20 protein-coding genes, 4 tRNA genes and 5 pseudogenes are annotated in these 26,980 nt (G+C 61.7%); 12 read left to right on the top strand and 17 right to left on the bottom strand.

The genetic code is table 11. The features are described 5' to 3' along the window. Positions 1-12: 12 nt before the first annotated feature. The 12 genes from secF to thrS form a co-directional block, all read right to left on the bottom strand. Complete coding sequence (gene secF / locus CXY83_RS13935) at positions 13-1,026, bottom strand: protein translocase subunit SecF (protein ID WP_104197921.1); 1,014 nt, start codon at positions 1,024-1,026, stop codon at positions 13-15. Beyond that, positions 1,026-2,747: a protein translocase subunit SecD gene (secD, locus tag CXY83_RS13930; RefSeq protein ID WP_104197920.1), complete on the bottom strand. Its 1,722-nt coding sequence runs from the start codon at positions 2,745-2,747 to the stop codon at positions 1,026-1,028. Before secD ends, secF begins: the two co-directional genes overlap by 1 nt. A gap of 117 nt (positions 2,748-2,864) precedes the next feature. Continuing rightward, entirely contained in the window at positions 2,865-3,251 is a 387-nt protein-coding gene (yajC, locus tag CXY83_RS13925; RefSeq protein WP_104197919.1) for a preprotein translocase subunit YajC, read from the bottom strand. Between the two features lie 113 nt (positions 3,252-3,364). Beyond that, the gene (gene ruvB / locus CXY83_RS13920) at positions 3,365-4,396 is read right to left on the bottom strand and encodes a Holliday junction branch migration DNA helicase RuvB (RefSeq protein ID WP_174722204.1); all 1,032 of its coding nucleotides are present in this window, start codon (positions 4,394-4,396) and stop codon (positions 3,365-3,367) included. A gap of 14 nt (positions 4,397-4,410) precedes the next feature. Beyond that, the gene (ruvA, locus tag CXY83_RS13915; RefSeq protein ID WP_104197918.1) at positions 4,411-5,079 is read right to left on the bottom strand and encodes a Holliday junction branch migration protein RuvA; all 669 of its coding nucleotides are present in this window, start codon (positions 5,077-5,079) and stop codon (positions 4,411-4,413) included. Continuing rightward, the gene (gene ruvC, locus CXY83_RS13910; protein WP_104197917.1) at positions 5,076-5,702 is read right to left on the bottom strand and encodes a crossover junction endodeoxyribonuclease RuvC; all 627 of its coding nucleotides are present in this window, start codon (positions 5,700-5,702) and stop codon (positions 5,076-5,078) included. Before ruvC ends, ruvA begins: the two co-directional genes overlap by 4 nt. A gap of 4 nt (positions 5,703-5,706) precedes the next feature. Beyond that, positions 5,707-6,471, bottom strand: a complete 765-nt coding sequence (locus CXY83_RS13905) for a YebC/PmpR family DNA-binding transcriptional regulator (protein WP_104129021.1) — start codon at positions 6,469-6,471, stop codon at positions 5,707-5,709. Between the two features lie 128 nt (positions 6,472-6,599). Next, positions 6,600-7,154 (bottom strand): DUF1697 domain-containing protein, encoded by a 555-nt coding sequence (locus CXY83_RS13900; protein WP_104197916.1) that lies wholly within the window; start codon positions 7,152-7,154, stop codon positions 6,600-6,602. 75 nt (positions 7,155-7,229) lie between these two features. Continuing rightward, on the bottom strand, positions 7,230-7,856 hold the full coding sequence (gene pdxT, locus CXY83_RS13895; protein WP_104197915.1) for a pyridoxal 5'-phosphate synthase glutaminase subunit PdxT: 627 nt from the start codon (positions 7,854-7,856) through the stop codon (positions 7,230-7,232). 26 nt (positions 7,857-7,882) lie between these two features. Next, the gene (pdxS, locus tag CXY83_RS13890; protein WP_104197914.1) at positions 7,883-8,785 is read right to left on the bottom strand and encodes a pyridoxal 5'-phosphate synthase lyase subunit PdxS; all 903 of its coding nucleotides are present in this window, start codon (positions 8,783-8,785) and stop codon (positions 7,883-7,885) included. A gap of 101 nt (positions 8,786-8,886) precedes the next feature. Continuing rightward, the gene (locus CXY83_RS13885; RefSeq protein WP_104197913.1) at positions 8,887-9,495 is read right to left on the bottom strand and encodes an HIT domain-containing protein; all 609 of its coding nucleotides are present in this window, start codon (positions 9,493-9,495) and stop codon (positions 8,887-8,889) included. Between the two features lies 1 nt (position 9,496). Further along, positions 9,497-11,440, bottom strand: a complete 1,944-nt coding sequence (gene thrS, locus CXY83_RS13880) for a threonine--tRNA ligase (protein ID WP_233200983.1) — start codon at positions 11,438-11,440, stop codon at positions 9,497-9,499. Positions 11,441-11,665: 225 nt separating this feature from the next. Between thrS and CXY83_RS13875 the strand changes: the two genes are divergently transcribed. Beyond that, positions 11,666-12,748, top strand: coding sequence for an Ig-like domain-containing protein (locus CXY83_RS13875; protein WP_104197911.1), 1,083 nt, complete (start codon positions 11,666-11,668; stop codon positions 12,746-12,748). Between the two features lie 185 nt (positions 12,749-12,933). Here the strand turns inward: CXY83_RS13875 and CXY83_RS13870 are convergent. The 3 genes from CXY83_RS13870 to CXY83_RS13860 form a co-directional block, all read right to left on the bottom strand. Beyond that, positions 12,934-13,005, bottom strand: a tRNA-Val gene (locus tag CXY83_RS13870). 43 nt (positions 13,006-13,048) lie between these two features. Further along, positions 13,049-13,122: transfer RNA gene (locus CXY83_RS13865), tRNA-Cys, on the bottom strand. Positions 13,123-13,195: 73 nt separating this feature from the next. Then, a tRNA-Gly gene (locus tag CXY83_RS13860) sits at positions 13,196-13,267 on the bottom strand. Between the two features lie 235 nt (positions 13,268-13,502). Between CXY83_RS13860 and CXY83_RS13855 the strand changes: the two genes are divergently transcribed. From CXY83_RS13855 to CXY83_RS18645, 4 genes and pseudogenes are all read left to right on the top strand, one after another. Further along, positions 13,503-13,575: transfer RNA gene (locus CXY83_RS13855), tRNA-Val, on the top strand. 590 nt (positions 13,576-14,165) lie between these two features. Continuing rightward, positions 14,166-15,703: pseudogene (istA, locus tag CXY83_RS13850) on the top strand (IS21 family transposase). Continuing rightward, complete coding sequence (istB, locus tag CXY83_RS13845; RefSeq protein WP_104197910.1) at positions 15,700-16,485, top strand: IS21-like element helper ATPase IstB; 786 nt, start codon at positions 15,700-15,702, stop codon at positions 16,483-16,485. Before istA ends, istB begins: the two are co-directional and overlap by 4 nt. A 74-nt stretch (positions 16,486-16,559) precedes the next feature. Further along, positions 16,560-17,015: pseudogene (locus CXY83_RS18645) on the top strand (DDE-type integrase/transposase/recombinase); the annotation flags it as partial. A 64-nt stretch (positions 17,016-17,079) separates the two neighbouring features. Here the strand turns inward: CXY83_RS18645 and CXY83_RS13835 are convergent. Next, positions 17,080-18,464: pseudogene (locus CXY83_RS13835) on the bottom strand (IS30 family transposase). 47 nt (positions 18,465-18,511) lie between these two features. Here CXY83_RS13835 and CXY83_RS18205 point away from each other — a divergent pair. The 6 genes and pseudogenes from CXY83_RS18205 to CXY83_RS13805 all read left to right on the top strand — a co-directional run. Continuing rightward, positions 18,512-18,805, top strand: a pseudogene (locus CXY83_RS18205) (integrase core domain-containing protein); the annotation flags it as partial. Positions 18,806-19,015: 210 nt separating this feature from the next. Continuing rightward, positions 19,016-19,426, top strand: a complete 411-nt coding sequence (locus CXY83_RS13825) for an SGNH hydrolase domain-containing protein (protein WP_146069941.1) — start codon at positions 19,016-19,018, stop codon at positions 19,424-19,426. A gap of 360 nt (positions 19,427-19,786) precedes the next feature. Continuing rightward, a complete protein-coding gene (locus CXY83_RS13820) occupies positions 19,787-21,490 on the top strand; it encodes a cytosine permease (protein ID WP_104197906.1) in 1,704 nt (567 codons plus the stop codon). 99 nt (positions 21,491-21,589) lie between these two features. Continuing rightward, positions 21,590-22,627 carry an aliphatic amidase gene (locus CXY83_RS13815; RefSeq protein WP_104197905.1) on the top strand — a complete coding sequence of 346 codons (1,038 nt, stop codon included), beginning with the start codon at positions 21,590-21,592 and terminating at the stop codon, positions 22,625-22,627. 25 nt (positions 22,628-22,652) lie between these two features. Then, positions 22,653-23,777, top strand: a complete 1,125-nt coding sequence (locus CXY83_RS13810; RefSeq protein WP_104197904.1) for an ATP-dependent Clp protease ATP-binding subunit — start codon at positions 22,653-22,655, stop codon at positions 23,775-23,777. Positions 23,778-23,903: 126 nt separating this feature from the next. Beyond that, positions 23,904-24,895 (top strand): annotated as a pseudogene (locus tag CXY83_RS13805) (IS481 family transposase). 23 nt (positions 24,896-24,918) lie between these two features. Here the strand turns inward: CXY83_RS13805 and CXY83_RS13800 are convergent. After that, positions 24,919-25,956, bottom strand: a complete 1,038-nt coding sequence (locus tag CXY83_RS13800) for a substrate-binding domain-containing protein (protein ID WP_104197903.1) — start codon at positions 25,954-25,956, stop codon at positions 24,919-24,921. 253 nt (positions 25,957-26,209) lie between these two features. On the opposite strand from CXY83_RS13800, the gene CXY83_RS13795 reads away from it, so the two are divergent. Beyond that, positions 26,210-26,542 (top strand): MarR family transcriptional regulator, encoded by a 333-nt coding sequence (locus tag CXY83_RS13795; protein WP_158251889.1) that lies wholly within the window; start codon positions 26,210-26,212, stop codon positions 26,540-26,542. Positions 26,543-26,980 lie beyond the last annotated feature (438 nt).

Here is a 26,980-nt window from a genome sequence, read left to right as displayed (position 1 = left end):
ACGTTCCGGCGGCTACACCGTGACGCTCTCCGCGCTTGGAGCTGACGCCTTGGCGCGAGCGGCGAGGGCTTTCTTGTCGTGCTTACGAATGACATCCTCACCATTTCGCAGCTGGGCATACATCGGTGACGCAATGAAGATGGTCGAGTAGGTGCCGACCAGGATTCCGATAAGCAAGGCGAGAGAGATGTCGCGCAGGGTACCGGCGCCCAGAACGAACGCACCGATGAACAAAATGGATGCCACGGGCAGGGCCGCCACGACGGAGGTGTTGATGGATCGCACGAGTGTCTGGTTGACCGCGAGGTTGACCGACTCAGAGAAGGTTCGGCTTGAACCTGACCCGTCGAAATTCGTGTTCTCGCGAATCTTGTCGAAGACAACGACGGTGTCGTAGAGCGAGTACCCGAGGATCGTGAGAAATCCGATCACGGCCGCTGGCGTGATTTCAAAACCGGTTATTCCATAGAAGCCGGCGGTGATCACGAGGTCGTGCAGTAGGGCGACCATTGCCGCAACGGACATCTTCCAGGTACGGAAGTAGATCGCCATGATGATTCCGGCCAGCACGAGGAACACGACCAGGGCACGAAGAGCCTGCCCGGTGATGTCCTGCCCCCAGGTCGCACCGATAAACGAGGTGGCGACTTCAGCGACGGGAACGTCGTAAGCGGTTGCGAGAGCGTCTCGCACGCTCGTCGTCTCCGCTTCCGACAGCTGGTCGGTCTGCACCCGGACGCCGTCGTTGCCGATCGTGGAGACCTTCGGGATGGCATTTGGAACGACGCTGGCGACGGCATCCGTTGCCGTGGTCTCTGACTGGCTGGTCGTTTGCGAGACAACGAACTCGCTGCCCCCGGTGAATTCGATACCGAAGACGAAGCCGCCGCGCAACAGGAACGGACCGACCAAGGCAATGAGGACCATTCCCCCGGCGATCAAGTACCAGAGCTTTCGACGCCCGACGATATCGAGCGAACGAGCGCCCGTATAGAGGTCGTTTCCAAATTTCGAGAAGCTAGCCATCAGGAATCCTTCCCGTTAGTCGATCGTTCAGTGCTGCTGCTTACGAGCTCGGAAGCTTTACGCTCGGCGATGGTTTGTCGCTTCGCTGCCTCTTTGCTCGAGGATGAGACCTTGGAGGCGGACATCGACGCCGATGGTTCGAATCGGGCCCGTCCCCGGTAGACGGCGCCGAGTGCTCGCGGATCAAGCCCGCTGAGTTTGTGGCCCTCATTGAAGAATTTCGTCTGCGCGACCAGCTGCAGCATCGGGTGCGTGAACAAGCTGACCACGAGCAGGTCGACGACCGTCGTGAGGCCAAGCGTCAGCGCGAAACCGCGCACGTTGCCGACGGCGAGCACGAACAACACGGCAGCGGCAAGAAAATTGACGACGTCAGAGGCGACGATGGTGCGGAAAGCCCGCTTCCAGCCGGCCTCGACCGAGGACTCCAACCCGCGACCGTCACGCAGTTCATCGCGGACACGTTCGAAGTACACGATGAACGAGTCGGCGGTGATACCAATAGCCACGATCAAACCGGCCACACCAGCCAGAGACAGGCGATAGCCCTCGCGCCAGGACAAGATGGTGATGAGCAGGTAGGTGATCACCGCAGCCACGCCGAGTGATGCAACCGTGATCAGGCCGAGAAGACGGTACTGCGCGAGCGAGTACAAGACCACGAGGATCAGGCCGATCAGGCCGGCGATCAGCCCGTTGACCAGCTGGGTCGACCCGAGCGTCGCCGAAATGGTGTCTTGGCTCTGCACGGTGAAGCTGATCGGAAGGGCACCAAACTTGAGCTGGTCGGCCAGGGCCTTAGAACTGTCCTGGTCGAATGACCCGGTGATCTGTGGCTTGCCATCGAGGATGGCGCCCTGGGTGGCTGGCGCAGAGATGACACGGCCATCGAGCACAATCGCGAACTGGTTCTGCACACCGGTGAGGTCGAATAGCCGGGTCGTGACGTCAGCGAACTTCGTGGTTCCATCATTGTTGAAGACGATATTGACAGCCCACTCGCCGGTGGTTGCACCGTTTTGCGTCGTGACCTGGCCGTTGGTCGCGTCGGCGATCGTGGAACCGTCTACTTCGACCGGACCCAGGATGTACTTGACGGAGCCATCTGTTTCGCAGGTGATCAGGGGCTGGTCGGCCGGTGCCACGTTGGTGGTATTGATTTTGCTGCAGTCGAAGGCGTCGTACTCGGCCTGGAGCGCTGGGGTGACGTAGTTCAAGTCGCTTGCGTTGGTCGGCGCCACGGCGGGAGTGGTCGACAGGCTCGGATCGACCGGAGCTTGCGGCACCGGCGTTGCCGTTCCGTCAGCACCGACGGTCTGGCCGGACGGCTGACCGGCGACGAGCACCGCCCGAAACTCGAGCTTCGCTGACGACTTGATGCGTTCCAGGGTGGCGTCATCGGGCGTACCGGGGATCGACACGACGATGTTTCGTCCGCCCTGAGTGTTGACCTCCGCCTCGGATACCCCCGACGAGTTGACACGCTGGCGAATGATACCCACGGCTTCAGTGAGCTGCTCCGACGTCACTGTTGCGCCACTCTCAACCCGGGGGGCGAGGATGATCTGTGTTCCACCCTCAAGGTCAAGGGCCAGTTTCGGCGTCCATGATCCGTTCTGGGTCAGCACCCCAAAAGCGTTGAGGGCGATCAGACCGACGATAATCACGCCAAGCCAGGTCAGGGAACGCCAGGCCTTCTTGACCGGAGACGACTTAGCCACCTATGAACTCAGCTTTCTGTTGGCGCCCACGCCAACATGCGTGGGCGCGCCGCGTGATGCAGTACGTGCGTTGTGCTAACTATGGTGCCAAGCGAAGTATTACCTAAAAGTGAGAAACTACGCGTCACCCTTTTTGGGCTGTTCAGTGGTGTCGGTGTCTACGTCGGCAACACGCTGGCCGAATTCCGGCTCGGTGAGCGAGTCGATGCTATCAACATTTGAGTCCTCAGAAACGTCGACGACAACCGGCTCCACCACACGGGCGATGGTCTGACGGTGAATTTCGACGATGACGCCGGGGGCGATCTGCAGCTCGACTTTGTTGGCCTCTTCATCGATAGCGATGATCGTGCCGTACATGCCGAAGTTGGTCATGACGTCCGCGCCGGCAACCATGGTGGCCTGCAGCGCTTCCTGGTCTTTTTTGCGCTTGCGGCCGTTTCGGAACATGAAGAAGACGAGGACGGCCAAAACCGCCAACATGACGAGAGTCAATGAATCCATAAAACTGTATTACCTTTCGATTGCGGCACGAGTGGCCGAAGCTTGTGATGGGGGCCCGATTTACGGGAACGCGCCTACTGGATTAGAGCTGTAGGCACACGGGCCAAATTGAATTATAGGTCAAGAAGGGTCGCACTGCCCTGAGGAGAGGTCAGACCGAAATGTTGCCACGCTGCGCTGGTGGCAACTCGACCTCGCGGGGTGCGCGTGAGAAATCCTATCCGCACCAGAAACGGCTCTACGACCGCCTCCACCGTTTCGGACTCTTCACCGACGGACACGGCCAGAGTGTTGAGCCCTACCGGCCCGCCCCCGAACCGGGTCAGGATGATCTTCATCACCTCGCGGTCGAGGCGGTCGAGGCCGATCGCATCGACGTCATAGAGTTCGAGAGCCGCGTGCACCGCCGCAATGTCGGCCGCTCCCCCGTGCACGAGCGCATAGTCCCGTACCCGACGCAGCAGGCGATTCGCGATGCGCGGCGTGCCGCGGCATCGCCCAGCGATCTCAGCGAGAGCATCCTTTTTGATCGGCAGGCCGATCAAGTGTGCTGCCCGAGCGAGTACTTGTTCGAGCTCGCTCTGAGCGTAGAACTCGAGATGGGCGGTGAAACCGAATCGGTCGCGCAAGGGGTTCGGCAGCAGCCCGGACCGGGTAGTAGCGCCGACCAGGGTAAACGGGGCCAGTTCGAGCGGGACCGAGGTAGCGCCGGCGCCCTTGCCGACCATGATGTCGATGCGAAAGTCCTCCATGGCGAGGTAGAGCATCTCTTCGGCGGAGCGAGCCATACGGTGGATCTCGTCGATGAAGAGTACCTCGCCGGGCACCAGGGACGACAGCACGGCCGCGAGATCGCCGGCGTGTTGAATGGCCGGACCGCTCGACATGCGCAGCGGACGATTGCCCTCGTAGGCGACGATCATGGCCAGGGTGGTCTTGCCGAGGCCGGGAGGGCCGGCCAGAAGGATGTGGTCGGGTGTGCGATTCTGCATCGTGGCGGCAGTCAGCAGCAGCTGCAACTGCCCACGCACCTTCTTCTGGCCGACGAATTCGGTCAGACTCGCCGGGCGCAGGGCGCCCTCGAACGCCAGCTCTGACTCGCTTTCCAGCGCGGGGTTGACCAGCTGGACGGCCGGGTTCTCGATGGATGGATCGGTTGTCACGAGCGAGCCGTTCCGGTGCTCGCTGCGGCCGCCGCACCGGTAACGTGATGCGCTGCCGGTCCAAGCCGGCCGAGGGCTAACCGGAGCACAGCGGCAACCGCCGGCGGCGCGGAGTCTGTGCCGGCGGCATCCCCCAGCTCGGACAGGGTCTCGTCGACCGCCTCCGCCGCGACCCGCTCCGACCAGCCGAGGCCGATCAGTGCAGCCAGCACGCTGGCTGCAACCGAGGCGGGCCCACGTGTTCGGGTTGGAGAAGTTGCCGCCGTCACAGCGAGTTTGCCGGCCAGGGAGAGCACGATAAGTTTTGCCGTTTTCGGTCCGATGCCACTGACCTTGCGGAACACGCCGTCGTCATCACCGGCGACAGCCTGCGCGATCTGGTTGGGGGTGAGCACCGCGAGCACGCCGAGAGCGGACTTGGGGCCCACACCGGTCACACCGACGAGCAGTTCGAAGACGGCGAGCTCATCGCCGCTCGGAAAGCCATAGAGCGTGAGCGAATCCTCGCGCACGATGAGTACGGTCACCAGCCGGGCTTCCTCGTCGATGCGCAGGCCGAGTGCGGTGGCCGGCGTCACCTGCACGGCGAGACCGACACCGCCGACCTCGATCACGACGGTTGAGCCGACAGCTGAGCGGACAGGGCCACGTACGGAGGAGATCACCGCTTAAGACTACGGGGCACCACCGACACTGCTGGCACCGATTTGCGTTCGGCGTCGCGCCACGCTTTCTGGGCTGGGGTGAGCGCTCCGGGCATGATGGCGGCCGCTTTCACCGAGGTGACGGTCGGCAGAGTGCCACCGGATGCCCCGGTACGCCAGGCATGGCAGATCGCGAGGGCGAGGGCATCCGCTGCGTCGGCTGGTTGGGGAATCTCGGTGAGCCCCAGGATGCGCGCGACCATAGTGCCGACTTGTTTCTTGTCGGCGGCACCATAGCCGGTGATGGCCGCCTTCACTTCGCTCGGGGTGTGCAGGGTTACCGGCAGACCGCGCTTCGCGGCGAGCATCAGGGCGACACCGCTGATCTGCGCGGTGCCCATGACGGTGCGCACGTTGTGCTGGGCGAAGACGCGTTCAATAGCAATGAATTGGGGCCGATGGCGGTCGAGCATGTCTTCCAAGCCCTGGGCCAGGAGCAGCAGACGCTGCTCCAGGGGCAGGTCGGGTGCGCTGCGCAGCACCGTCACATCCACCAGGCGAGCCGAGCGGTTACCCTCGACGTCGACCACGCCCACACCGCAACGGGTGAGGCCCGGATCGATGCCGAGAACCCGTACCGCCATCGAATTACTCGGACTCGCTCGCGAGTGCGGCCTGCACCTCAGCCGACAGGTCGTAATTGGAATACACGTTCTGCACGTCGTCGAGATCTTCCATGGCGTCGATCAGGTGGAACACCTTACGGGCCGTTTCGGCGTCGACCTCGATCTTGAGCGAGGGAATGAACGCGATATCCGCTGACTCATAGTCGATTCCGGCGGCCTGCAGCGCGGTGCGGGTAGCGACAAGGTCGCTCACATTGGAATGGATCTCGAAGGTCTCACCCTCGTCAATGACCTCTTCGGCGCCGGCATCGAGAACGGCAAGCATGATGTCGTCTTCGGTGAGCGTCGGCAGGTGCTTGACCACAACGACGCCCTTGCGGTGAAAGTTGTAGGCGACGCTGCCCGGATCGGCCATGGCCCCACCGTTGCGGGCCATCGCGGTGCGCACCTCGGCCGCTGCGCGGTTTTTATTGTCGGTAAGGCACTCGATCATGATCGCGACACCGTGAGTGGCGTAGCCCTCGTACATGATGGTCGTGTAGTCGACCTGCTCGCCCGACAGGCCGGCACCGCGCTTGACCGCGCGGTCGATGTTGTCGTTGGGTACCGAGGTCTTCTTGGCCTTCTGAATGGCGTCGACCAGCGTCGGGTTACCCGAGAGGTCAGCGCCGCCCAATCGAGCCGCAACCTCGATGTTCTTGATGAGCTTGGCGAACGCCTTGGCCCGCCTGGAGTCGGTGACCGCCTTCTGGTGCTTGGTGGTGGCCCATTTGGAATGCCCGGACATACATCTCCCGTTGTTGTGCTCGATCGTTTGGACGTGGTGCAGCAGGCGCGGGGGCCCCTGGCCATTTGGCCGTTATGCTGCGGGCGCCGGCAGTGCGTGGTCGGTGCACGCGTAAGTGCTCAAGCAGTCTATCCCGGTGTGAGTTCCAGCAGCTTGTGCAGAGTGTGCAGGTTGCGGGTGGTCGTCGTGTTGCGGTACTTGAGCTTGGCACTCTTCTTGCTGAAAGCACTCTTGATGCCGACCGACTTGCGAACCTCCCAGTAGAGCACACCATGGCCGAGTTCGATGCGTTCCTCGGCGGCCTCGAGTTCTTTGCGGTGTCCGGCGAGCTCGCTGAGATGTCCCGGGTCGGAGGAGAACATCACATACGGATGCCAGCCGTCGCGGTCCGCGTCGAAGGGGTACGCGCGAACGATCCGGTCGAGGGATTCGGCGTCGACGAGCACGATCCACGCCTCGTAGTCAAACCGAGCGGCCAGGGCCTTCTCGATGCGGGCCTTGAGCGCGGCAGCATCCGTTTTATCAACGAGCGGACTGTCGATACTGAAGATCACATTGCCACTTGCCAACACGGTTTTGACGTCGGTGTAACCGAGTTCGTGGAATGTTTCAGCAAGATCCGTCATGGCTATGGTGATGCCGTTGACGTTGATGCCACGGAGCAGTGCTACATATCGGGTCATCGTTGACCACCGGTTGTCTGAGTCATGTCTGAACCCTAGCCACACTCGCGCACCCGGCACAATTAAGCCGACTTCTCACCGTGCGGCGGAAATCACTTTCTGCAGGAAATACTGGTGAAAACGATATTCGCCGGTGATTTCCGGGTGAAAGGAGGTTCCGAGCAGGTTTCCTTGCTCGACAGCGACGCAGCGCCCGTCATCGAGGGTGGCCAGCGCGGTCGCCCGCGCACCGATGGTCTCCACGACCGGCGCTCGAATGAACACGGCATGCACCGGCTGCTGACCGAGCACCGGAATGTCAAGGTCGGTCTCAAAGGAGGCCGTCTGCGACCCGAAGGCGTTGCGGCGCACCACGATGTCGAGTCCGCCGAGACTCTGTTGACCGTTCATACCGTCGATAACCGTATCGGCAAGCATGATGAGGCCGGCGCACGTACCGTAGACCGGCAATCCGCCCCGAATGGCGGCCTTCAGCGGCTCGGCGAGACCGAACGTGCGGGCCAGTTTGTCCATGACGCTCGATTCACCGCCCGGGATGACCAGACCGTCGATTCGGTCGAGTTCTTCCGGGCGGCGTATCGGGTCGACGTGAGCGCCGAGTTCGCGCAACACGTGCGCGTGCTCGCGAAAATCGCCCTGCAGGGCGAGCACCCCGACCCGCAGACCTGCCGGTAGAGCGGTTTCTGCCGGTCGGGTGCGCATAGAGAGGATCGTCACGAACCGCTCAGTTACCAGCCGCGGGTCGAGAGGAGGTGCGGCGCAGGAATGTCCGACACGTTGATGCCGACCATGGCTTCGCCGAGGCCACGCGAGACATCTGCGATGACCTTGGCGTCGTCGTAGAAGGTGACGGCCTTGACGATGGCTGCTGCGCGCTGCTCGGGGTTGCCCGACTTGAAGATGCCGGAGCCGACGAAAACGCCGTCAGCGCCGAGTTGCATCATCATTGCAGCGTCAGCCGGGGTGGCCACGCCTCCGGCGGTGAACAGCACGACGGGCAGCTTACCGGTGGAGGCGATCTCGGCGACGAGCTCGTAGGGTGCCTGCAGCTCCTTGGCGGCGACGTACAGTTCGTCGCGACTGAGTGAGGTGAGACGCTTGATCTCGCCGTTGATGGTGCGGATGTGCTTGGTGGCTTCGGAGACGTCGCCGGTACCGGCCTCTCCCTTGGAACGGATCATGGCCGCGCCCTCATTGATACGGCGAAGCGCCTCCCCGAGGTTGGTAGCACCGCAGACGAAGGGAATGGTGAAATTCCACTTGTCGATGTGGTTCATGTAGTCGGCCGGGCTGAGCACCTCGGACTCATCGATGTAGTCAACGCCGAGCACTTCAAGAATCTGCGCCTCGACGAAGTGGCCGATACGAGCCTTGGCCATGACCGGAATGTTGACCTCCGCGATGATGCTGTCGATGAGGTCAGGGTCGCTCATCCGGGCTACGCCACCCTGTGAGCGAATGTCGGCGGGAACGCGTTCAAGAGCCATGACGGCGACAGCGCCGGCGTCTTCAGCAATACGAGCCTGGGCAGCGGTGACGACGTCCATGATGACGCCGCCCTTGAGCATTTCGGCGAGTCCACGCTTGACGCGGCTCGAACCGAACTGCTCGGCGGAGGTTGATTTAGTCATAATACGATTGTATTCCTTGCACGGTGGTGGTCTGGTCGGCGGCTGGTGCACTGACAGGGTAAGACCGGGCGCGCACCAACATGCGTCCAGTGTGAATCGAGTTAGCGGGTCGCCGCAGCGGGCTTCACGATGCTGGGCCAGCCGTCAGCGATTTCGCGCCGCACGTCGCCGAGCAGGCGCGGAATGGCCTTGGTGCCGGCGATGATCGGAAAGAAATTCGAGTCGAGGGCCCAACGCGGCACGATGTGCTGGTGTAGATGCTCGGCGATACCCGCCCCGGCGATGCGCCCCTGATTCATGCCGATGTTGAATCCGTCACAATTAGACACCTGCGTCAGAACCCGCATGGCGATCTGCGTGAGTTCGCCGATCTCGGCGACCTCCGCCGGTGTGGCCTGGTCGTAGGTGGCGACGTGCCGATACGGGCAGACCAGCAGGTGACCGCTGTTGTACGGAAATAGGTTGAGCAGCACGTACGCATGGGTACCGCGCGCCACTATCAGCGCCTTCTCATCGTCCAGCCCCGGAGCGATGCAGAACGGGCAGTCATCCGGGTGCGGCTGCTGCCCATCCTGGATATAGACCATCCGATGCGGCGTCCAGAGCCGTTGGAAGGCATCCGGAACCGCCGCGAACTCTGCAGCGGTTTCGCTCGCACCCGCGTCGCCAGTGTCCGAGCCGCGCAGCCGATCGTCCGGAATTTCCGTCATGCTACGCCTGTACTTCGGCCGCGATCGGGGCAACTGGGCTCGTGGTGACCTGGGCGCGGTTCTCGATCGATTCCACAATGAGGCGCACGGCCTCGGCGACCGGCACGCCATTTTGCTGCGTACCGTCACGAAAACGAAAACTCAGCGCTCCATTGGCCTGGTCGTCTTCGCCCACAATGAGCTGGTAGGGCACCTTGGCTTTGGTGTGGGTGCGAATCTTCTTCTGCATGCGGTCGTCGGAATGGTCGACCTCAGCGCGCACGCCAGCCTTCTTCAGGGTGGCGATCACGTCGTCGAGGTACGGGCCGTACTGCTCGGAGACGGGGATGCCGACGACCTGCACCGGCGCCAGCCAGACCGGAAACGCCCCGGCATAGTGCTCGGTGAGCACGGCGAAGAAGCGCTCGATCGAGCCGAATAGGGCGCGGTGGATCATGACCGGGCGCTGGCGGCTGCCGTCGTTCGCCGTGTATTCGAGATCGAACCGTTCGGGCAGGTTGAAGTCGAGCTGAATGGTCGACATCTGCCAGGTGCGGCCGATGGCATCGCGGGCCTGCACCGAGATCTTGGGGCCGTAGAACGCCGCCCCGCCCGGGTCGGCGACGAGATCGAGACCGGATGCCTCCGCGACCTCACGGAGCGTCTCGGTGGCTTCGTCCCAGGCGTCGTCGCTGCCGACGAACTTTTTCGGGTCTTTCGTGGACAGTTCGAGGTAGTAGTCCTCGAGGCCATAGTCGGCGAGCAGCTGCAGCACGAAGTTGAGCGTACTGGTGAGCTCCTCTTTCATGCCTTCTTTGGTCGTGTAGATGTGGGCGTCGTCCTGAGTCATGCCGCGCACCCGGGTGAGCCCGTTGAGCACGCCGGACTTCTCGTAGCGGTAGACCGACCCGAATTCGAACAGGCGCATCGGCAGCTCGCGGTAGCTGCGGCCGCTGGACTTGAAGATGAGGTTGTGGAAGGGGCAGTTCATGGGCTTGAGGTAGTAGTCGACGCCCTGGCGGGTGACATGGCCGGTCTCGTCACGTTCCTCGTCGAGGTGCATCGGCGGGAACATGCCTTCGCGGTACCAGTCGAGGTGGCCCGAGGTCTCGAACAGGGTCGACTTGGTGATGTGCGGCGAGTAGACGAAGTCATAGCCGGCTTCAACGTGGCGCTTGCGGGAGTAGCTTTCCATCTCCTGACGGATGATGCCGCCCTTAGGGTGGAACACGGCCAGGCCCGAGCCGATCTCCTCAGGAAAGCTGAACAGGTCGAGTTCGGCGCCGAGCTTGCGATGATCGCGCTTGGCGGCCTCTTCCTGGCGGGTTTGGTAGGCGCGCAGTTCGTCCTTGGTGGGCCAGGCGGTGCCGGAGACGCGCTGCAGCTGCGGGTTCTTCTCGGAGCCACGCCAATAGGCGGCGGCCAGCCGGGTGAGCGAGTAGCCGTTGCCGATCATGCGCGTATTGGGCAGGTGCGGACCGCGGCAGAGGTCTTTCCAGACCGTCTCCCCCGTCTTCGGGTCAACGTTGTCGTAGATGGTGAGTTCGGCGCCGCCGACCTCGACGGACTCGTTGTCTTCGGTGCTGGAGCCGCCCTTCAGCCCGATGAGTTCGAGCTTGTACGGTTCGGCAGCCAGTTCGGCTCGGGCTTCGTCATCGGTCACGACTCGGCGCACAAAGCGCTGCCCCTGACGAATAATGCGATCCATCGCTTTTTCCAGTGACTTCACGTCGTCCGGGGTGAACGGAACCTCGACGTCGAAGTCGTAATAGAACCCGTCGGTGATGGGCGGGCCGATGCCAAGCTTGGCGGTCGGGTTGACCGTCTGCACTGCCTGGGCGAGCACGTGAGCGGCGGAGTGGCGCAAAATGCTGAGGCCGTCGGGAGAATTTATACCCACCGGTTCGACAACATCCGTTGGCAACACGCTGGCCGCCAGGTCTTTCAACTCACCATTGACGCGCATGGCGACAATGGATCGATCGGTGAAAAGCGCAAAGCCGTCAGCCACGTGTATAACTCCCTGTTGTTTGCCTACCCGTCAACTTTAGCGGCGTGCGCGGGTGCGCTCGTCGGTTGCGAGATCGCGACGCCGCGAAAACGCACGCCCGCACTTCTAGCCCCGCCGATATCGGAGTATCTTGTCCGTAATTTAGGGGGCCGATCACTACCGACCGCAAAGAAGCGATAAATGATACCTGCACCGCACCCATCCCATTCCAGCCATGCGGACGCGAGGCGCTCGTGGCGCTTTCCCGCTCTGGTATTACCGGCCGCCGTGATGCTCGGCGCCCTCATCGCCGCGCCGGCAGCATCGGCGGTAACGGATGCCCCGGCCCTTTCCACGGGGCGGGCCACGGTCAGTATCGTGGCCGGCACTTTCGATATTTATTTCGCCGGGCAGGCCGCGTCCGTTTATGGCGAGATCACGCCCACCGCCCCCGCCACAGGCGTCCCGACGGGGACTGTTCGGGTCGTCTCCCTCGAGCCGGGCAACCCCACCGAAACGCCGACGCTCCTGCCGAGCGACACGGCCGGTGTGTTCTACTCCGACGCTCATCCCAGCGTGGCCGGGACGCGCCAGTTTCGAGTGGACTACCTCGGGGATAAGAACTTTGCCCCGGCCTCGAAAACCTTCAACTACTTCGTGCCGACCGGTCCCGATACGAAAACGACGCTGACCGCGACACCGTCCGGCACCATAACGGCCGGGCAGCGCATCACCTTCACGGCGAACGTCACGGACAGTCAGGGGCGCGCCCTAAACGGTGACCGATCAGGCGAAGAGATCACTTTCTACGACAACGGCCAGCCACTCGTTGGCAACCAGGTGTTCGGCGAATGGCATTCCACCCTGACCACGACGAGTCTGTCCGTGGGGGTGCACCGCATCACCGCCGAAAGTTTCGCCGTGTTCTACGAGTCGTCGACGTCGCCAGCGGTGACGGTCACGGTTCTGGCCAAGACCGCCAGGGCCAGCAAGGTCGCTGGAACGCTGACCGTGTCGCCGAGAGGTGAGGTCATTGTCGGCACCGCCGTCACGGCTGTGGCGAAATTCGCTCCGCGTTCCGGCACCGCCATGGTGACCGGTTTCGTGCAGTTCTACGACGTGACCACGAAGGTCGGCGCCCCGGTGGCACTCAAGAACGGTTTAGCCACGTTCAGGTACGCGTCGCTCAAGGTCGGCGCTCACGTGCTGGTAGCCCGCTACCTGGGCACGCCGAAGTTCGCTCAGGCGTTGACCGTGCCGAAAATCGTACGGGTAACTCGGTAGCAGGGGCTGTGACGTCGGAGTCCGGTCCTGTCCGGGCTCCGACCTCACACCGATCCCGTCGAGCGTTCACTCACGAAATCGGCGCCGAGGACCTCGCTGTTCCCGTGCCGGTCGTCGTGCGCCGAGGCTTCGGGCAGAAAAAAACCCCGGATGACCGGGGTTCTCGTTCAGCTGTAAATGTTCTGTGGGCGATACTGGGATCGAACCAGTGACCTCTTCCGTGTCAGGGAAGCGCGCTACCGCTGCGCCAATCGCCCAAGATTCTGGGAACTACCTATTCTTCAGGACGTGCACAAAGAATGGAGGTGGATACGGGATTCGAACCCGTGTTAACGGCTTTGCAGGCCGCTGCCTCGCCTCTCGGCCAATCCACCATGTGGGTTCACACCATATGGGTTCATACCAAACGAATTGGAACCGGTCTTTCGACCGATTCCAGTTCATTCGAGCGGATGACGAGATTCGAACTCGCGACCCTCACCTTGGCAAGGTGATGCGCTACCACTGCGCCACATCCGCAACTGTCCGCATTTCTGCGTACTTGGAGACTCTAGCCGAATAGCAAGACGGAAACCAAACCGAGCTGTTTACGGCGTGTTGCGTCGGTCGGCGCGACGGCCTGTCGAGACCCACCTGGCGGCCGCGCACGGCACACGCGCCACTCCCGGTGCGGTCTCGATGTGCGGCGGCGCGCCAGACTGGGCTAGTATCAAAAGTCGCACGACAAGCCTTGGCTGTTGTGCGAAAAGCAATTGGGCGATTGGCGCAGCTGGTAGCGCGCTTCCTTCACACGGAAGAGGTCGTGGGTTCAAGTCCCGCATCGCCCACAGAAAGAAACCTCCGGTCAGCGGGGTTTTTTTTTTGCCCAAACGCTGTTCTGGTGACGTGAGAATAGCCAATAAAAACACCAAACATACTGAAAGCCCCTGAACGCTTTGCTTCACGGCTCAGGTTTGGAACGAAAAGGCACACAAAACACACGCTCGTTTCGAGCATTTTCGGGCGCGGCAAAAGACACGAAAAACACACAAGCGGGCCTTTGGTCGTCTAACCCGGTGACAGTTTCAGTATGCTGAACACCGGGCAGCTTCAAGCCCCGTAGGCGCCTACTGTCTAACGCCGTTTAATTCCGTGTCAGGCCGCTGTAGCCGCCCTGAGAGGTTGGAACAGTGATCCTGGGCACGGACAGTGCACGTCATCTACGACGTCCCACGGGCCATATGTCGGTGGCCATGACAAGCTGCCCATAAGCGGCCACGGAACTGCCCACTGACGGCCAGGAAAACTGCCCGTTGGTGGCCATGAGATCTGCCCACTTCCTTTTCTGAACCCGACCGTGTTAAACGGCGGAGCCTCTTCCTGGGGTTTGATTGCGGTGTCTAAGACGCAATTGAACAGCTCAGGAAGAGGCCCACTTATGAAGGTAGACGTAGAAATCATGGAAATACTCGCTGCGTACGATCTGACCAAATCTTTGCGGGGTGCCGCCGGGCTGACGGGCTGCTCGCACCACACCGTCGCCCGCCATGTCGCCGCCCGCGATGCCGGCCAGCCGATCGCGAATCCCGTGAACCGCGGCCGGGTCACCGACGCTTTCATGCCCAAGCTCGAGGAATGGATGGTCGCGTCCAAAGGCAAACTCCGGTCCGACATCGCCCACACCAAGCTCGTGGCCCTGGGCTACACCGGGTCGGACCGTTCCACCCGCCGCGCGTTCGCGCAGGTTCGCGCCGCCTGACGCCTCGGCAATACTCGGGTGCACCGGCCGTGGATCTCGGAGCCGGGAATGTGGATTCAATACGATTTCGGCGACGGACCCGTGATGGACGGCAAGAAGACGGTCCTCTATATTGCGTGGTTGGCGTGGTCGCGGTTTCGGGTCGTCATCGTCATGCGCGACCGCACCGCACCAAGCGTTTATGCGGCGCTGGATCGCACGTTTCGCATCATCGGTGGCGCGCCGACTTACGTCCTGACCGACAACGAGAAAAGCGTCACCGTCTCCCACGTTGCCGGCGTCCCGGTCAGGAACGTCGCGACGGTTGACTTCGCCCGCCACTACGGCGTCACCGGCCTGACCTGCCAGCCGGCGGACCCTGCGACCAAGGGCGGAGTTGAGTCCTCGGTGAAGCTTGCCAAGGCCGACATCGTCCCCAAAGACACCAACCTCCGCCTCGAATACGACTCCTTCGCCGACATCGAAACGGCCTGCCAAGAGTTCATGGACCTCGTCAACAACCGGGAGCACCGCGCCACCCGCCGCAAGCCCGCCGCGATGCTTCTGGAGGAAACACCCCGGTTGCACCGAGTGCCTGACGCCGCCCACACCATCTCGTTTGGTATGTCCCGCCGCGTCCCGGACAACACGCCGATGGTCACGTTCGAGAACGGTCAGTACTCGGTGCCGTCGTATCTTCTCGGCGCCAAAGTGTTCGTGCGCAGCCATGGCCTCGGGCTCGATGAGCAGGTCATCGTCATCCACGAGGGCCGCGACGGCCCCGTCGAAGTCGCGCGGCACCACCGCGCCCGGCCGGGAAGCCCCGCCATCAGGGACGCGCACTTCCCCGACCACGCCCCCAAGATCCCCGGCGACTACGCCGTGAAAGCGAAAAGCGCTGCCGAGACGGAGTTCCTCGCCATCGGCGCCGGCGCCCGGACCTGGCTGCTCGAAGCAGCCGCAATCGGCACGATGCGCATAGCCAGAAGATGGCCGAAGCCGTCGCGTTGGCGAAGATCGCCGGGCAGGCCGACGTCGACCAGGCCCTCGGTACCGCGGCCATCCACGGCCGCTTCGCCCACAAGGACCTCGCCTCGATCCTCAACGCCGCCGGCCTTTGCGCCAACACCCACACCGCCAGCGAAAGCCAGTCCCTCACTCAAGGAACACGCGGCTGGGCCGCGATCGGTCAACTGCCAGTGAACGCCGCCGACGACCTGCTGGAGGAAAGCGCATGAGCCCGGTCCCAACCGCGGCACCCGCGCTGCCCGCCGACCTCGAGGCATTGATGCGGCAGCTGAAAATGCCCTACGCCCGGGCATTAGCGCCGGAGCTACTGATCACGGCCCGCACACAACGTTGGGAACCCTCCGAAGTCGTCAAAGCGCTCCTCGTCGAGGAGGTCACCGGCCGGTCCCGATCGATGCTCGCCACCCGCCGCAAAGCCGCCGGGTTCCCGACCGGGAAGACCTTCGACACCTGGGACCCAGCCGCGTCGTCGATCCCGCTGCCGACGCAGCAGGCTCTCCGCACCCTGGAATGGATCAGCCGGAAGGAGAACGTCGTCGTTTGCGGGCCCTCCGGCACCGGAAAAACGTTCTTCCTCGAGGCCCTCGGCCAGCAAGTCGTCGAGGCCGGCATGAGAGTGGCATGGTTCCGCCTCGAGGACCTCGGCGCGCTGATGCGCGCCCACCGCGCTGACGACAGCGTCACCCGAGTCGTCACTCGCATCCTCCGCGCCGACCTGATCGTGATCGTGATCGACGATATCGGCCTCCTGGCCGTCGGGACCGACGCGGCAAAGGGGCTCTATCGCCTCGTCGACGCGGCCTATGAAAAAAGATCCATCGCGGTCAGCTCGAATTTGCACCCCGCCGGGTTCGACGAGCTCATGCCCAAGACTCTCGCCACGGCGACCGTCGACCGGCTGCTCCACCACGCTCACGTCTGCCAGACGTCAGGCGAATCGATCCGCCTCACGCAGGCCCTCGCCGGGCAGGGCGTGACGCCGATGAGCTAACGCCGCGCTCACGCTTGGCCAACGCCGCCGAACTCCTGGTCGGCAGATCTGTTGGCCATGAGTGGGCAGTTTTCATGGCCACCAGCGGGCATTTCTCATGGCCGCCAGTGGGCCGTTCTTCATGGCCCTTGACACACACGCGTGAGAAGGGCATGGCTGGCCGGGATCAGATCACCACGATCCTGGGCCAGGAAGGCGTCAGCATCGCCTGCGGCACGGTCGGATCTATCCTCACCAGTCGCGGCCTGCGGGCCGTGCGGATGCGGGCGGGGAAGAAAACCACGACCGTGGACCCGGACGCCAGAACCGAACACATTCAGAACCACATGCAGGGCAAAGACGGGACCCGCGATTTCACCTCGACGACGCCCCGAACCCGGTCTTGTGGGGACATCACCTACCTGCGCACCGGCTCGGGATGGCTGTATTGGGCGACCGTGATCGACCTGTGCACGCGGATGGTGGTCGGCTGGTCCATGGCCAGCCACATGCGCACGAGCCTGATCATCGACGCCCTGGAAATGGACCGTGATCATGGCCATTTCGACGCGAACGGTGCCATATTTCACTTAGACCGAGGGTCGCAAGGCGGATTCAACCGGTCGTCGCAACATCGGTGTTTGCGCTCAACAGTAGCTCGTTCATCGCTTCGGTGGGTGTCTTGTATCCGAGTACTTTGCGAGGGCGTTCGTTCAGGGTCTTGGCCACGCTTTCGAGATCGACGCGTGCGTAACGGGTGAAGTCGGTGCCTTTGGGGAAGTACTGGCGTAGTAGCCCGTTGGTGTTCTCGTTGCTGGGCCGCTGCCACGGCGAGTGGGCATCAGCGAAGTAGATCGGCAGACCTGTCTGATTACGGAGTCGAGCGTGTTGGGCCATCTCGACGCCCTGGTCCCAGGTCAGAGACTCGCGCAGTGTCTCGGGCAGGGTCGTGATGGTCCGCGCGATCGCGTCACAGACAGCGCTGTCGCTGGCCCGTTCTTGGTCTGCGAGCCGACCATCTTGTGTTCGTCCATTGGGGGTAGGTGCAGCAGCATCGTGAACCGTGTCGTGCGTTCGGCGAGGGTCCCGATTGCGACCCCGCCCAGCCCGAGGATCAGGTCCGCTTCCCAATGTCCGGGTATGGCCCTGTCGTTGACTTCCGCGGGTCGGCGGCGATCATGACCTCTTTCGTCAGAAAGCTCTTGCCGCTCTTCGCCCGGGCCCGCGGAACTCGCAGTGATCGCCCGGTCCGCAAAGCGGTGGTCAGCTCGCGACGCAGCGCGCCGCGCCCCACGATGTAGAGGGCCTGGTAGATCGCCTCGTGCGAGATCCTCATGCTCAAATCGTCGGGGAAATCAACCTTGAGCCGACCTGCGATCCGCTCCGGGCTCCACGCGGTAGTCCAGCGCCGATCCTTGCATGGCCCATGACGACGCCCGTTCCACGCACCAATTCCAGGAGCTGCCGCGGGCATGCCATCAGCCCGCATGACCACGCCATCCAACCGAGACTGCACGTACTCACTCGCGCAACCGGGGGCTGCCCGCGAGCTTGGCAGTCTTGGGTCGGCAGGCGCGCCGGTCGGAGTGCCACTGGGCGCTCGTGGCGCGGTATTCAGGCTTGCCGCCTCGTGAGGCCGCGTTGCGCCGAAGCTCGCGTGAGACCGTCGACGGGGACCGATTCAACACCCGCGCGATCTGTCGAACACCTTCGTTTTGTGACCGCAGGATCGCGATCTCCTCACGCTCGACGAAAGACAGAAATCTTCCAGAAAGCGGGTCCTTGCTGACATCTCGCATGCCGCCAGCGTGGCGGAAGAAGCGAGTCCCGACCGGCGCCGACACGCCGGCCCGCTCGCCAGCCTCTTCGCTGTAGATACCCCGCCCGACGAAGTCCCGGAATTCCTGCCGGTGCTCCCGACGCTACCCCGGCGGTCGGCCCGGTGACCGCATCGGCTCCCGCCCAAGTTGTGTGGCCATCCAACCTTTAGGACGTCCCATAATCCACCTCCATGATCGAGGTGTTGCTTCCACCGGTTGAATCTGCCCAATACACATCGGGCGACTTTCAAAAGTGGTGCGCCGCGACCGGCGTCACCCAGTCGATGGGCGCCGTCGGCGTGTGTTGAGACAACGCCGTTGCCGAGAGCTTTTTCTCCCATATGAAGACCGAGATGTACTACCAGCACTACTTCGACAACCACCTCGCCGCGAGGACCGCGGTGCTGGAATACATCGAATCCTGGTACAACAGGCGTCGACCTCATTCGCACAACGGAGGGCTGCAACCCGCGGCCGCTCTCGCCGCTCACCGCGCCAGCCGCCAAACCGCTGCTGCGTAGAAGAAAAACACATCAGACTGTCTCAACAACTTGCCGGGCGCAGGGGCTCAAGCACGCCGGTGGGGCCGAACGATACGAACCGCACATCCGAACAGCAGGGCTCATGCGCACCACTGGTGGTGCTCATCGAAGCCTCTATTCAGTATCGGCCGGACTCCAGGCCGACCCGTTCGATACCGTCGTGGTTTCCGCGTTTCGGGATCCAACTATGTGAGCGACTCGCGCCCTGACGGCGCCTCCGCGGGCATGTCCGAAGCCTGGACTCAGCTCGCCGACCGTGGCAGTTCAATTTTCGCGATCCGTGACAATCCCGTACCCGAGGGGGCCGGGGTCAGGGATGTGCCAGCCTGCCTGGACAAGCACAGTGACGATTTTCTGGCGTGCGCGACGCCCCGGTCGTCAGCGCTCCCGCCGGATCCCGTCAGCGAGGCGATGTTGAAAACGCCCGGTGCCACGCTCCTGGACCTCACGGAATGCTTCTACACGCGGGATGTGTGCCCCGCCGTCATCGGTGGCGCTGTGGTCTATCGCGATGGGCACCACCTCGCCCAAACCTACGCCTTGTCCCTCACCGACAAGATCGCCGCCGCGTTGGTCGAGGCCAGCACCCCCGCGGGTTAAGTAGCGGCGTCACTAGCCATTTGGTGCGCACTCTCACTTAAATATTTTTAGATGGTACTAACGCGGAGGCGAGACATTGTTTCTGCCGAACCCTTATGTCTCCTAGCAAAATAGTTCAAAAAAACAGGGTTAAGCAGATGCAATTTCTTGCCTATGTTTATTTCCGTTTGGAAGTAGTACTGTATGAGTACAGACCATCTGTGGCGACTTGGAGCGATCCTTCACTTCGGCCGCAAGCCCGTTTCTCTGCTTGGTGTCCTGCTGTATCTGTAGCCGCTTCACCTCGCAACAATCTGCCACGCACGTTCGAGCCCGTATCGCTCATTTGTAGTCCTCAGCAAAACAAAGAAAGAGGGTCCTATGTCCACTGACGTTTCTGACGCCGAAAAATCACCCCCCGGCCTCGCTCAGGGTGCACCTCCGCAACCCAGTTCGCACGCGAACACCGCGACTCGGGAATCGCTGGAGGATTACACCCTGCGATTCGCCCCACGGTCGTATCGAAAATGGACGGCTGGAGTGGTGGCCACCGGAGCATTGGGCGGCATCGCGTATCTGGCGGACTTTTCCATCGGAGCCACCATCGGAATTTCTTATGGCACCACGAATGCGCTCCTGGGCATTCTGGTGGCCGCCGTCATCATCTTCATCACGGGAATTCCGCTGGCCTACTACGCGGCACGTTACAACATCGACGTGGACTTGATCACACGTGGATCGGGTTTCGGCTACTACGGTTCCGTGATCACCAACATCATTTTCGCGACCTACACATTCATCTTTTTCGCCCTCGAGGGCTCGATCATGGCGCAGGGGTTGGAACAGGGCCTCGGAATACCCAAACCCATTGGCTATGCGGTCTCGGCCTTGGTGGTCATTCCGTTGGTAATTTACGGCATGAAGACGCTGTCCAAGCTGCAGTTGTGGACGACGCCGCTGTGGCTGGTGCTGATGGTTATACCGATCGGCTACCTGATGTTGACCAATCCCGACTCGATCGACAACTTCTTTGAATACCAGGGAGAAAACGGAACCGGTTCACCAAATTTCGCGGCGATCATGCTGGCCGCGGGTGTTTGCCTATCCCTCATCGTGCAGATCGCGGAACAGATCGACTACCTGCGTTTCATGCCCCCGAAGACCGATGGTAATCGCGTTGCTTGGTGGCGAGCAATGTTTCTGGCCGGGCCAGGGTGGGTAATATTCGGCGCGCTCAAGCAGGCCATCGGGCTCTTCATCGCTGTGTATATCATCGCCAAACTGAATCCCGACGCGGTCAGCACTGCTGCGGAGCCGGTCAATCAGTTTCTCGGGGTGTATTCGGAGATGATGCCCGGCTGGCTCGCCATGACCTTGGCCGTCATCTTGGTCGTAATCTCCCAGATCAAAATCAATGTAACGAACGCCTATTCTGGTTCGCTGGCCTGGACGAACTCTTATACCCGGATCACTCGGCATTACCCTGGCCGTCTGGTGTTCATCATCGTCAACGTGGGCATCGCGCTGCTCCTGATGGAAATGAACATGTTCGATTTTCTCAATGCAATTCTCGGCTTCTACGCAAACATCGGAATCGCCTGGATCGTGACAGTTGCCACCGACATCAGCATCAACAAATACGTGCTCAAGCTATCGCCGAAATTTCCCGAGTTCAGAAGAGGAATGCTCTACGCGGTCAATCCGGTGGGGTTCGTCTCATTGATCCTGTCGGCCGGAATCTCCATCGCGATCTTCTTCGGTGCTTTCGGTCCCGCAGTTCAGCCTTTCTCGCCCATTTTTGCCGTAGTTATCGCGGCAATCTGCACGCCGGTCATGGCCATCCTGACTCGTGGAAAGTACTACCTTTGCCGCACGCACGATGGCATCGAACTGCCTATGTTCGACGCCGAAGGCAACCCCTCGGACGTGCTTCTCCGCTGCCACGTCAGCGGAATGGAATTCGAGCGCCCGGACATGATGGCCTCCCCGATACCGGCCGCCGATGGTTCGAAGCAGTACATCAGTTCTCTGATGCTGGCCACCGACAAGACCGGGAAACTCGTGCTCCCTCCGCACCTCGACTAGGTCCCCACCTGTCGTCGAGCATGGCAGAGCGTTACCGACGTCGAATCCTCATTCCGCAGATCGACGACCGCAATTGCAGACAAGAAAAGAGAACCAACAATGCGTCACGGAGATATCTCATCCAGCCCAGACACCGTCGGCGTCGCCGTCGTGAATTACAAAATGCCTCGCATACACACGAAAAGTGAGGTCATCGAAAATGCACACAAAATTGCCGACATGATCCGCGGCATGAAAACCGGGCTTCCCGGTATGGACCTCGTCGTTTTTCCTGAGTACTCAACGATGGGAATCATGTACGACGAGGACGAGATGTACGCGACTGCGGCTGTGATCCCCGGCATAGAAACGGACATCTTTTCGGCGGCATGCAAGGAGAGCAAGACCTGGGGTGTCTTTTCCCTCACCGGAGAACAGCACGAGGAACACCCCAAGAAGCCGCCGTACAACACTCTCGTCCTGATCAACGACCAGGGCGAGATCGTGCAGAAGTATCGCAAGATTTTTCCCTGGAACCCGATCGAGGGCTGGTACCCGGGTGACACGACATACGTGACCGAGGGCCCGAAGGGAATGAAGATCTCCCTCATCATCTGTGACGATGGCAATTACCCCGAAGTCTGGCGTGACTGTGCCATGAAGGGAGCCGAGCTGATTGTGCGCTGCCAGGGCTACATGTACCCGGCCAAGGAACAACAAATTTTGATTTCCAAGGCGATGGCGTGGACCAACAATTGCTATGTCGCGGTGGCCAACGCGGCCGGCTTCGATGGTGTTTACTCCTACTTCGGCCACTCGGCAATCATCGGCTTCGATGGGCGGACACTCGGCGAAACGGGCGAGGAGGAATACGGGATTCAGTATGCCCAACTCTCTGTTTCAGCCATCCGAGACGCCCGCGCGAACGACCAGTCTCAGAACCATCTCTTCAAGATGCTCCACCGGGGATACACAGGAGTGCACGCTGCCGGTGACGGTGACAAGGGTGTGGCGGAGTGCCCCTTCGATTTCTACAAGACCTGGGTTAATGATGCGGAGTTGGCGCAGAGGAACGTCGAAGCCATTACTCGCACCACCGTGGGAGTGGCCAGTTGCCGGGTGGGAAACCTGCCGGTGGAAGATGCGATTGAGCTCTGAACGTAGCCGGTAGAAGACGTCTCTGATGCCATACCTCAACGACATGATCAACGCACAAAACGCGAATCGAGACCGGGTCAGTACCCGAGACGCTACGGGGAAAGACCCGGCGGGTGGCGTTGGGGTGGAGTCGAGCGCAGCTCGACCCAGGGCGGGCATCTTTGACTCTGCAGGATTCGCTGGCCGGCTCGGCCAGCGAATCCTCGGCCAGGACCACGCTATTCGAGCTGCGACTCGAGCTGTCAGTCTGGCCGCGGCGGGAGCGGCCGACCCCGATCGACCGCTGGCCAACATTCTCCTCACCGGCCCGACCGGAGTTGGAAAAACGGAACTGGTACGCCAGATCGCAGCCGAGCTCAGGTCGGGTCCCGACGACCTGTGCCGGATAGACATGAACGCCCTGGCCCAGGAGCAATACGCGGCCTCCTTCTCGGGTGCGCCGCCGGGATATGCCGGCAGTAAGGAAGCCTTCTCGCTTTTTCAGAAAGGCAAAATCGAAGGAGATCCGTACACGCCGGGAATCGTGCTCTTTGATGAGGTCGAGAAAGCACATCCCACCGTGATTCGGTCGCTGCTTCAGATCCTCGACAATGGAACCCTGCGTCTGGCAAACGGCCAGGATACGATTTCATTTCGCAACTGCTACGTGTTCATGACGTCGAATCTCGGGTCGACGGCAGTCGCCCGTCGCCGGCAGAGCAAGCGATGGGCCGTGGCGGACTACCTGAGTTCCCGATGGCCGGGCGCGAAGCCGGTTTGGATCGGTCAGACGGATGCTGAGATATTCGCCTCGTCCGTAAGAGAGTTCTTTGACGTTGAACTGCTGAACAGGATCGACGAAACGGTGGTCTTTCTCGAGATCGACGAGCTGACGGCTCACGAGATCACGCGCCTCGAACTTCGAATTCTGCAGAGCCGTTTTCAGAGAAAGTCTGTTGAACTCACCTTCACCGCCGAGGTGAGTTCGTACCTGGTACAGGAGGGCTTCAATCCGGTTTTCGGAGCACGGAGCTTGCGACGCGTCATTCGGACACAGGTCGCGGGAGTGGTTGCGGAATGCGTCCTGGAGGCGCGGACGCGGTCGGAGCTGCCCCTGTGCGTGCGCGTCGAGGCATCCGGTCAGCGGATATCCGCCGCCGTTCAGCGCTAGCTGTGCTGCCCAGGCAGGTCGGTTGAGTAAATGTGACGACACGCTTTCGTCGTTGGGCATGAGGGAGGACCTCCTGTTGCGAAGTGGAGCTGTCAAAGGCCAACCACTTCAGACCAGGAGGTCCTCGTGTCCCACGCTAATGCTGATTTGACTCCGCGGCACCGTCTTCGCTTGGCGCGTCTTGTTGTCGAGGAAGACCGCTCCATTGTCTACGCCGCCCAGCTGTTCAACGTGTCGTGGCCGACCGCGAAACGGTGGGCCAACCGATACGCCGCAATGGGCCCGGACGGGATGGAAGATCGATCATCCCGCCCGCACCACATGCCTACGAAAACGCCGCAGGAGCAGGTTCGGAAAGTCGTGCACCTGCGCTGGAAGAAACGCCTGGGGCCGATGGCGATCGGCGCAAAACTGGACATGCCACCTTCGATTGTTCACGCCGTTCTGACCCGGTGCCACCTGAACAAGCTCCACCACGTTGACGTGCACACCGGGGAGATCGTCCGCCGCTACGAGCACGCCACCCCGGGGTCATAGATCCACGTGGACGTAAAAAGCTGGGCAATATCCCCGATGGCGGCGGATGGCGCTACGTCGGCCGGCAGCGAGGCGGCAAGAACCGCGCCGCCACGGCAACCAAGAACCGTAGCGTTCACCGCAATCCACTGATCGGGACGGCGTTCATGCACACGGTCATCGACGACCATTCCCGCATCGCTCACGCCGAAATCCACAACGACGAAACCGCCGCGACAGCCGTCGGAGTCCTGCAACGCGCCGTGTCCTAGTTCGCCGCCCGCGGCGTGACCTTGCAACGCATGCTCTCCGACAACGGATCCGCCTACAAATCACACCTCTCGCGCGACACCTGCCGCGACCTAAACATCACCGTCGAGAAGACTCGCCCCTACCGACCCCAGACCAACGGCAAGATCGAACGCTTCCACCGCACCCTCGCCGACGGGAGGGCCTTCAGCCGCTTCTACGCCACAGAATCAGCCCGCCGAAACGCCCTGCCAGCCTGGATCCACGAATAAAATCACTACAGGCCCCACACCGCCATTGGAAACCACCCACCCATCAGCCGCTTAACCAACCTCTCTGGGCAGGACAGCTAGCCCAGCGCGGGGCCAACACGCGACTACAGAGCGGCGAGGACATCGAAATCAAAACCGGCCGCGGCGCTCATGTACAGCTGTTGCGTCGCTTGATTCCCCGCGAAGGAGACTGGTCCGCGCGGGCCGTCATAGGAATGCCCGTCGATGATGGAGTCCGTTGCGGAGACATCGGCAGATCCAGCTCGGTGAAGTATCGACTGCAGCGCGTAGAGCCCTTCGTAACACGATTCCGCGGGGCCGTTCAGTGCCGGGCCTGAGCTGCCATACAGGGCGGCATATCGACTAACCAAATCGAGCGAGCTCACGGTGGTAAGGGAACGATAGTATGCTCCCGCCGAATACAGACCGTGTGTCGCGCTGATGCCGCTGGCCAGAAGAGTGTTCTCCTCCATCAGCGGTCCGAACCTGAGGATGGCCTCGTCGAGCCCTCGACGGGCAAAGGCCCGATTGAAACTCACCGCGTTTTGGCCGACCATGAGGACCAGGACTCCGTCGCAGCCACTTCGTGCGATGTCCTCCATGAGCTTGGGCATCGAATCAGCTCGACCAGCGTCGGAGTCGCGAACAAAGGAGTGACCGACAATGATGATGTCGAGCTGCGACGCATGCTCAACGACCGACTGGTACGACCGCCGGGGCCATACGTAGTCGTCTCCGACGACGAACCAACGGCGTGCCCCGGTGTTGGCGTGAAGCCAGTCAAGGGCGGGTGCAAGCTGATTGCGGGGGACCTCACCGGTGCAATACGTTCCGCTGCGATGTTCGCCGCCCTCGTAGAGTGCCGAGTACAGATAGGGAACCCGCTTCGCAACGATGGGGACAAGCACATTGCGAACCGACGAGATATGCCACCCAGCCACGGCCTGTATCTCTCGGCTTCGCAACAAGCCCGCGACTTGGGCCGTCATGATTCGTGACGCGGATCCTCCGTCGATCATGGTCACTCGAAGTTCGGACCCGAGCACGCCGCCGTCAGCGTTGATCTCCCGAACGGCCAGCTCCGTCACCGCCTCCGCCGACGGACCATAAATACCGCCCGGACCCGACAGTGGGACGACCATTCCGACAGTGAACACTTATACCTAGCTACGCTCGATTTCAAGCATGAGGAAATATTTCCAAATAGAATATTGTTGTGTATCCTAATACACAGGTTGCTCGATGTGCCGATTGTTAATCAGATGGAAGCAATGCTCTGTCCTGGAGCCGCGGACAGACTGATAGGTGGGAAACATGAGTCAAAAAACGAGCCAGACTCACACTGCTCGAGGTGCTGGACATGGGCTGCCTGACCGTCGTGTTCATGACATTCGGGTGACGATAACGACCGCACGAAGAGCCACTGCGAGCCTTGAGCCCGTACTGCTCACCGAAAACCTGAGCATCGAGGAATGGCTGATTTTAGACGTGCTGAGCGAGGCCGACGGCCTGTCGATGTCGCAACTCGCAGCGGAGACTCTGGCAAGCAAGGCCACTTTGAGCCGTCATGTCGACTCTCTGGTCAGTCGTGCATCCATTTATCGGCAGGTCGGCCCGGAGGATCGGCGACAGTTTCTCGTTTTTCTCTCGACGCGCGGACGAGCCCTCCACGGCTTTGTCTCGGCTCAGATCATCAAGACGATAGCCGAGATTGACCAGCCCGATTAGGCGGATCGGCCGTCGGGTGGCGGACCGCCCACGGCGTACGCGGGGATCATGCGGCTCGTGGGGCCAGTGGTGTCCGACCGAGTGACGGGCCCGTCTCTCGATTTGGCCGGCGGCGAGTTCGAGCACATCGTCGCCTCCGGTCTCGGCCCGTAGCGTACTGTGCACGATGCCGTCCATGATCGCGTCGGCCTGAACTCGAAGCTTAGGATAGTCCCCAACAGAAATATCCGGTGGCTCCCTAACACGCTGCTTGCACCTTCGACCAGCGGCCCCGAAGGTCAATAACACCGGCCCCCAGGAGCGCGCATATTCAGGAAGGTGCCCTTCGGCGCGGGCGAGCCAGGCGAAGACCTGAGAGAGCGGTTCCTGCTTTCAGGGTGTTACGGGTGTTACGGGTGTTCAGGGTTTTACGCAACACCCTGAATGATCGTTCACCGA

The organism is Cryobacterium sp. M15, from assembly GCF_002929675.1.
Taxonomy (GTDB): Bacteria; Actinomycetota; Actinomycetes; order Actinomycetales; family Microbacteriaceae; genus Cryobacterium; species Cryobacterium lyxosi.
Note: the sequence above shows the minus strand (reverse complement) of the source record. Positions and strands in the feature narration are given on the sequence as shown.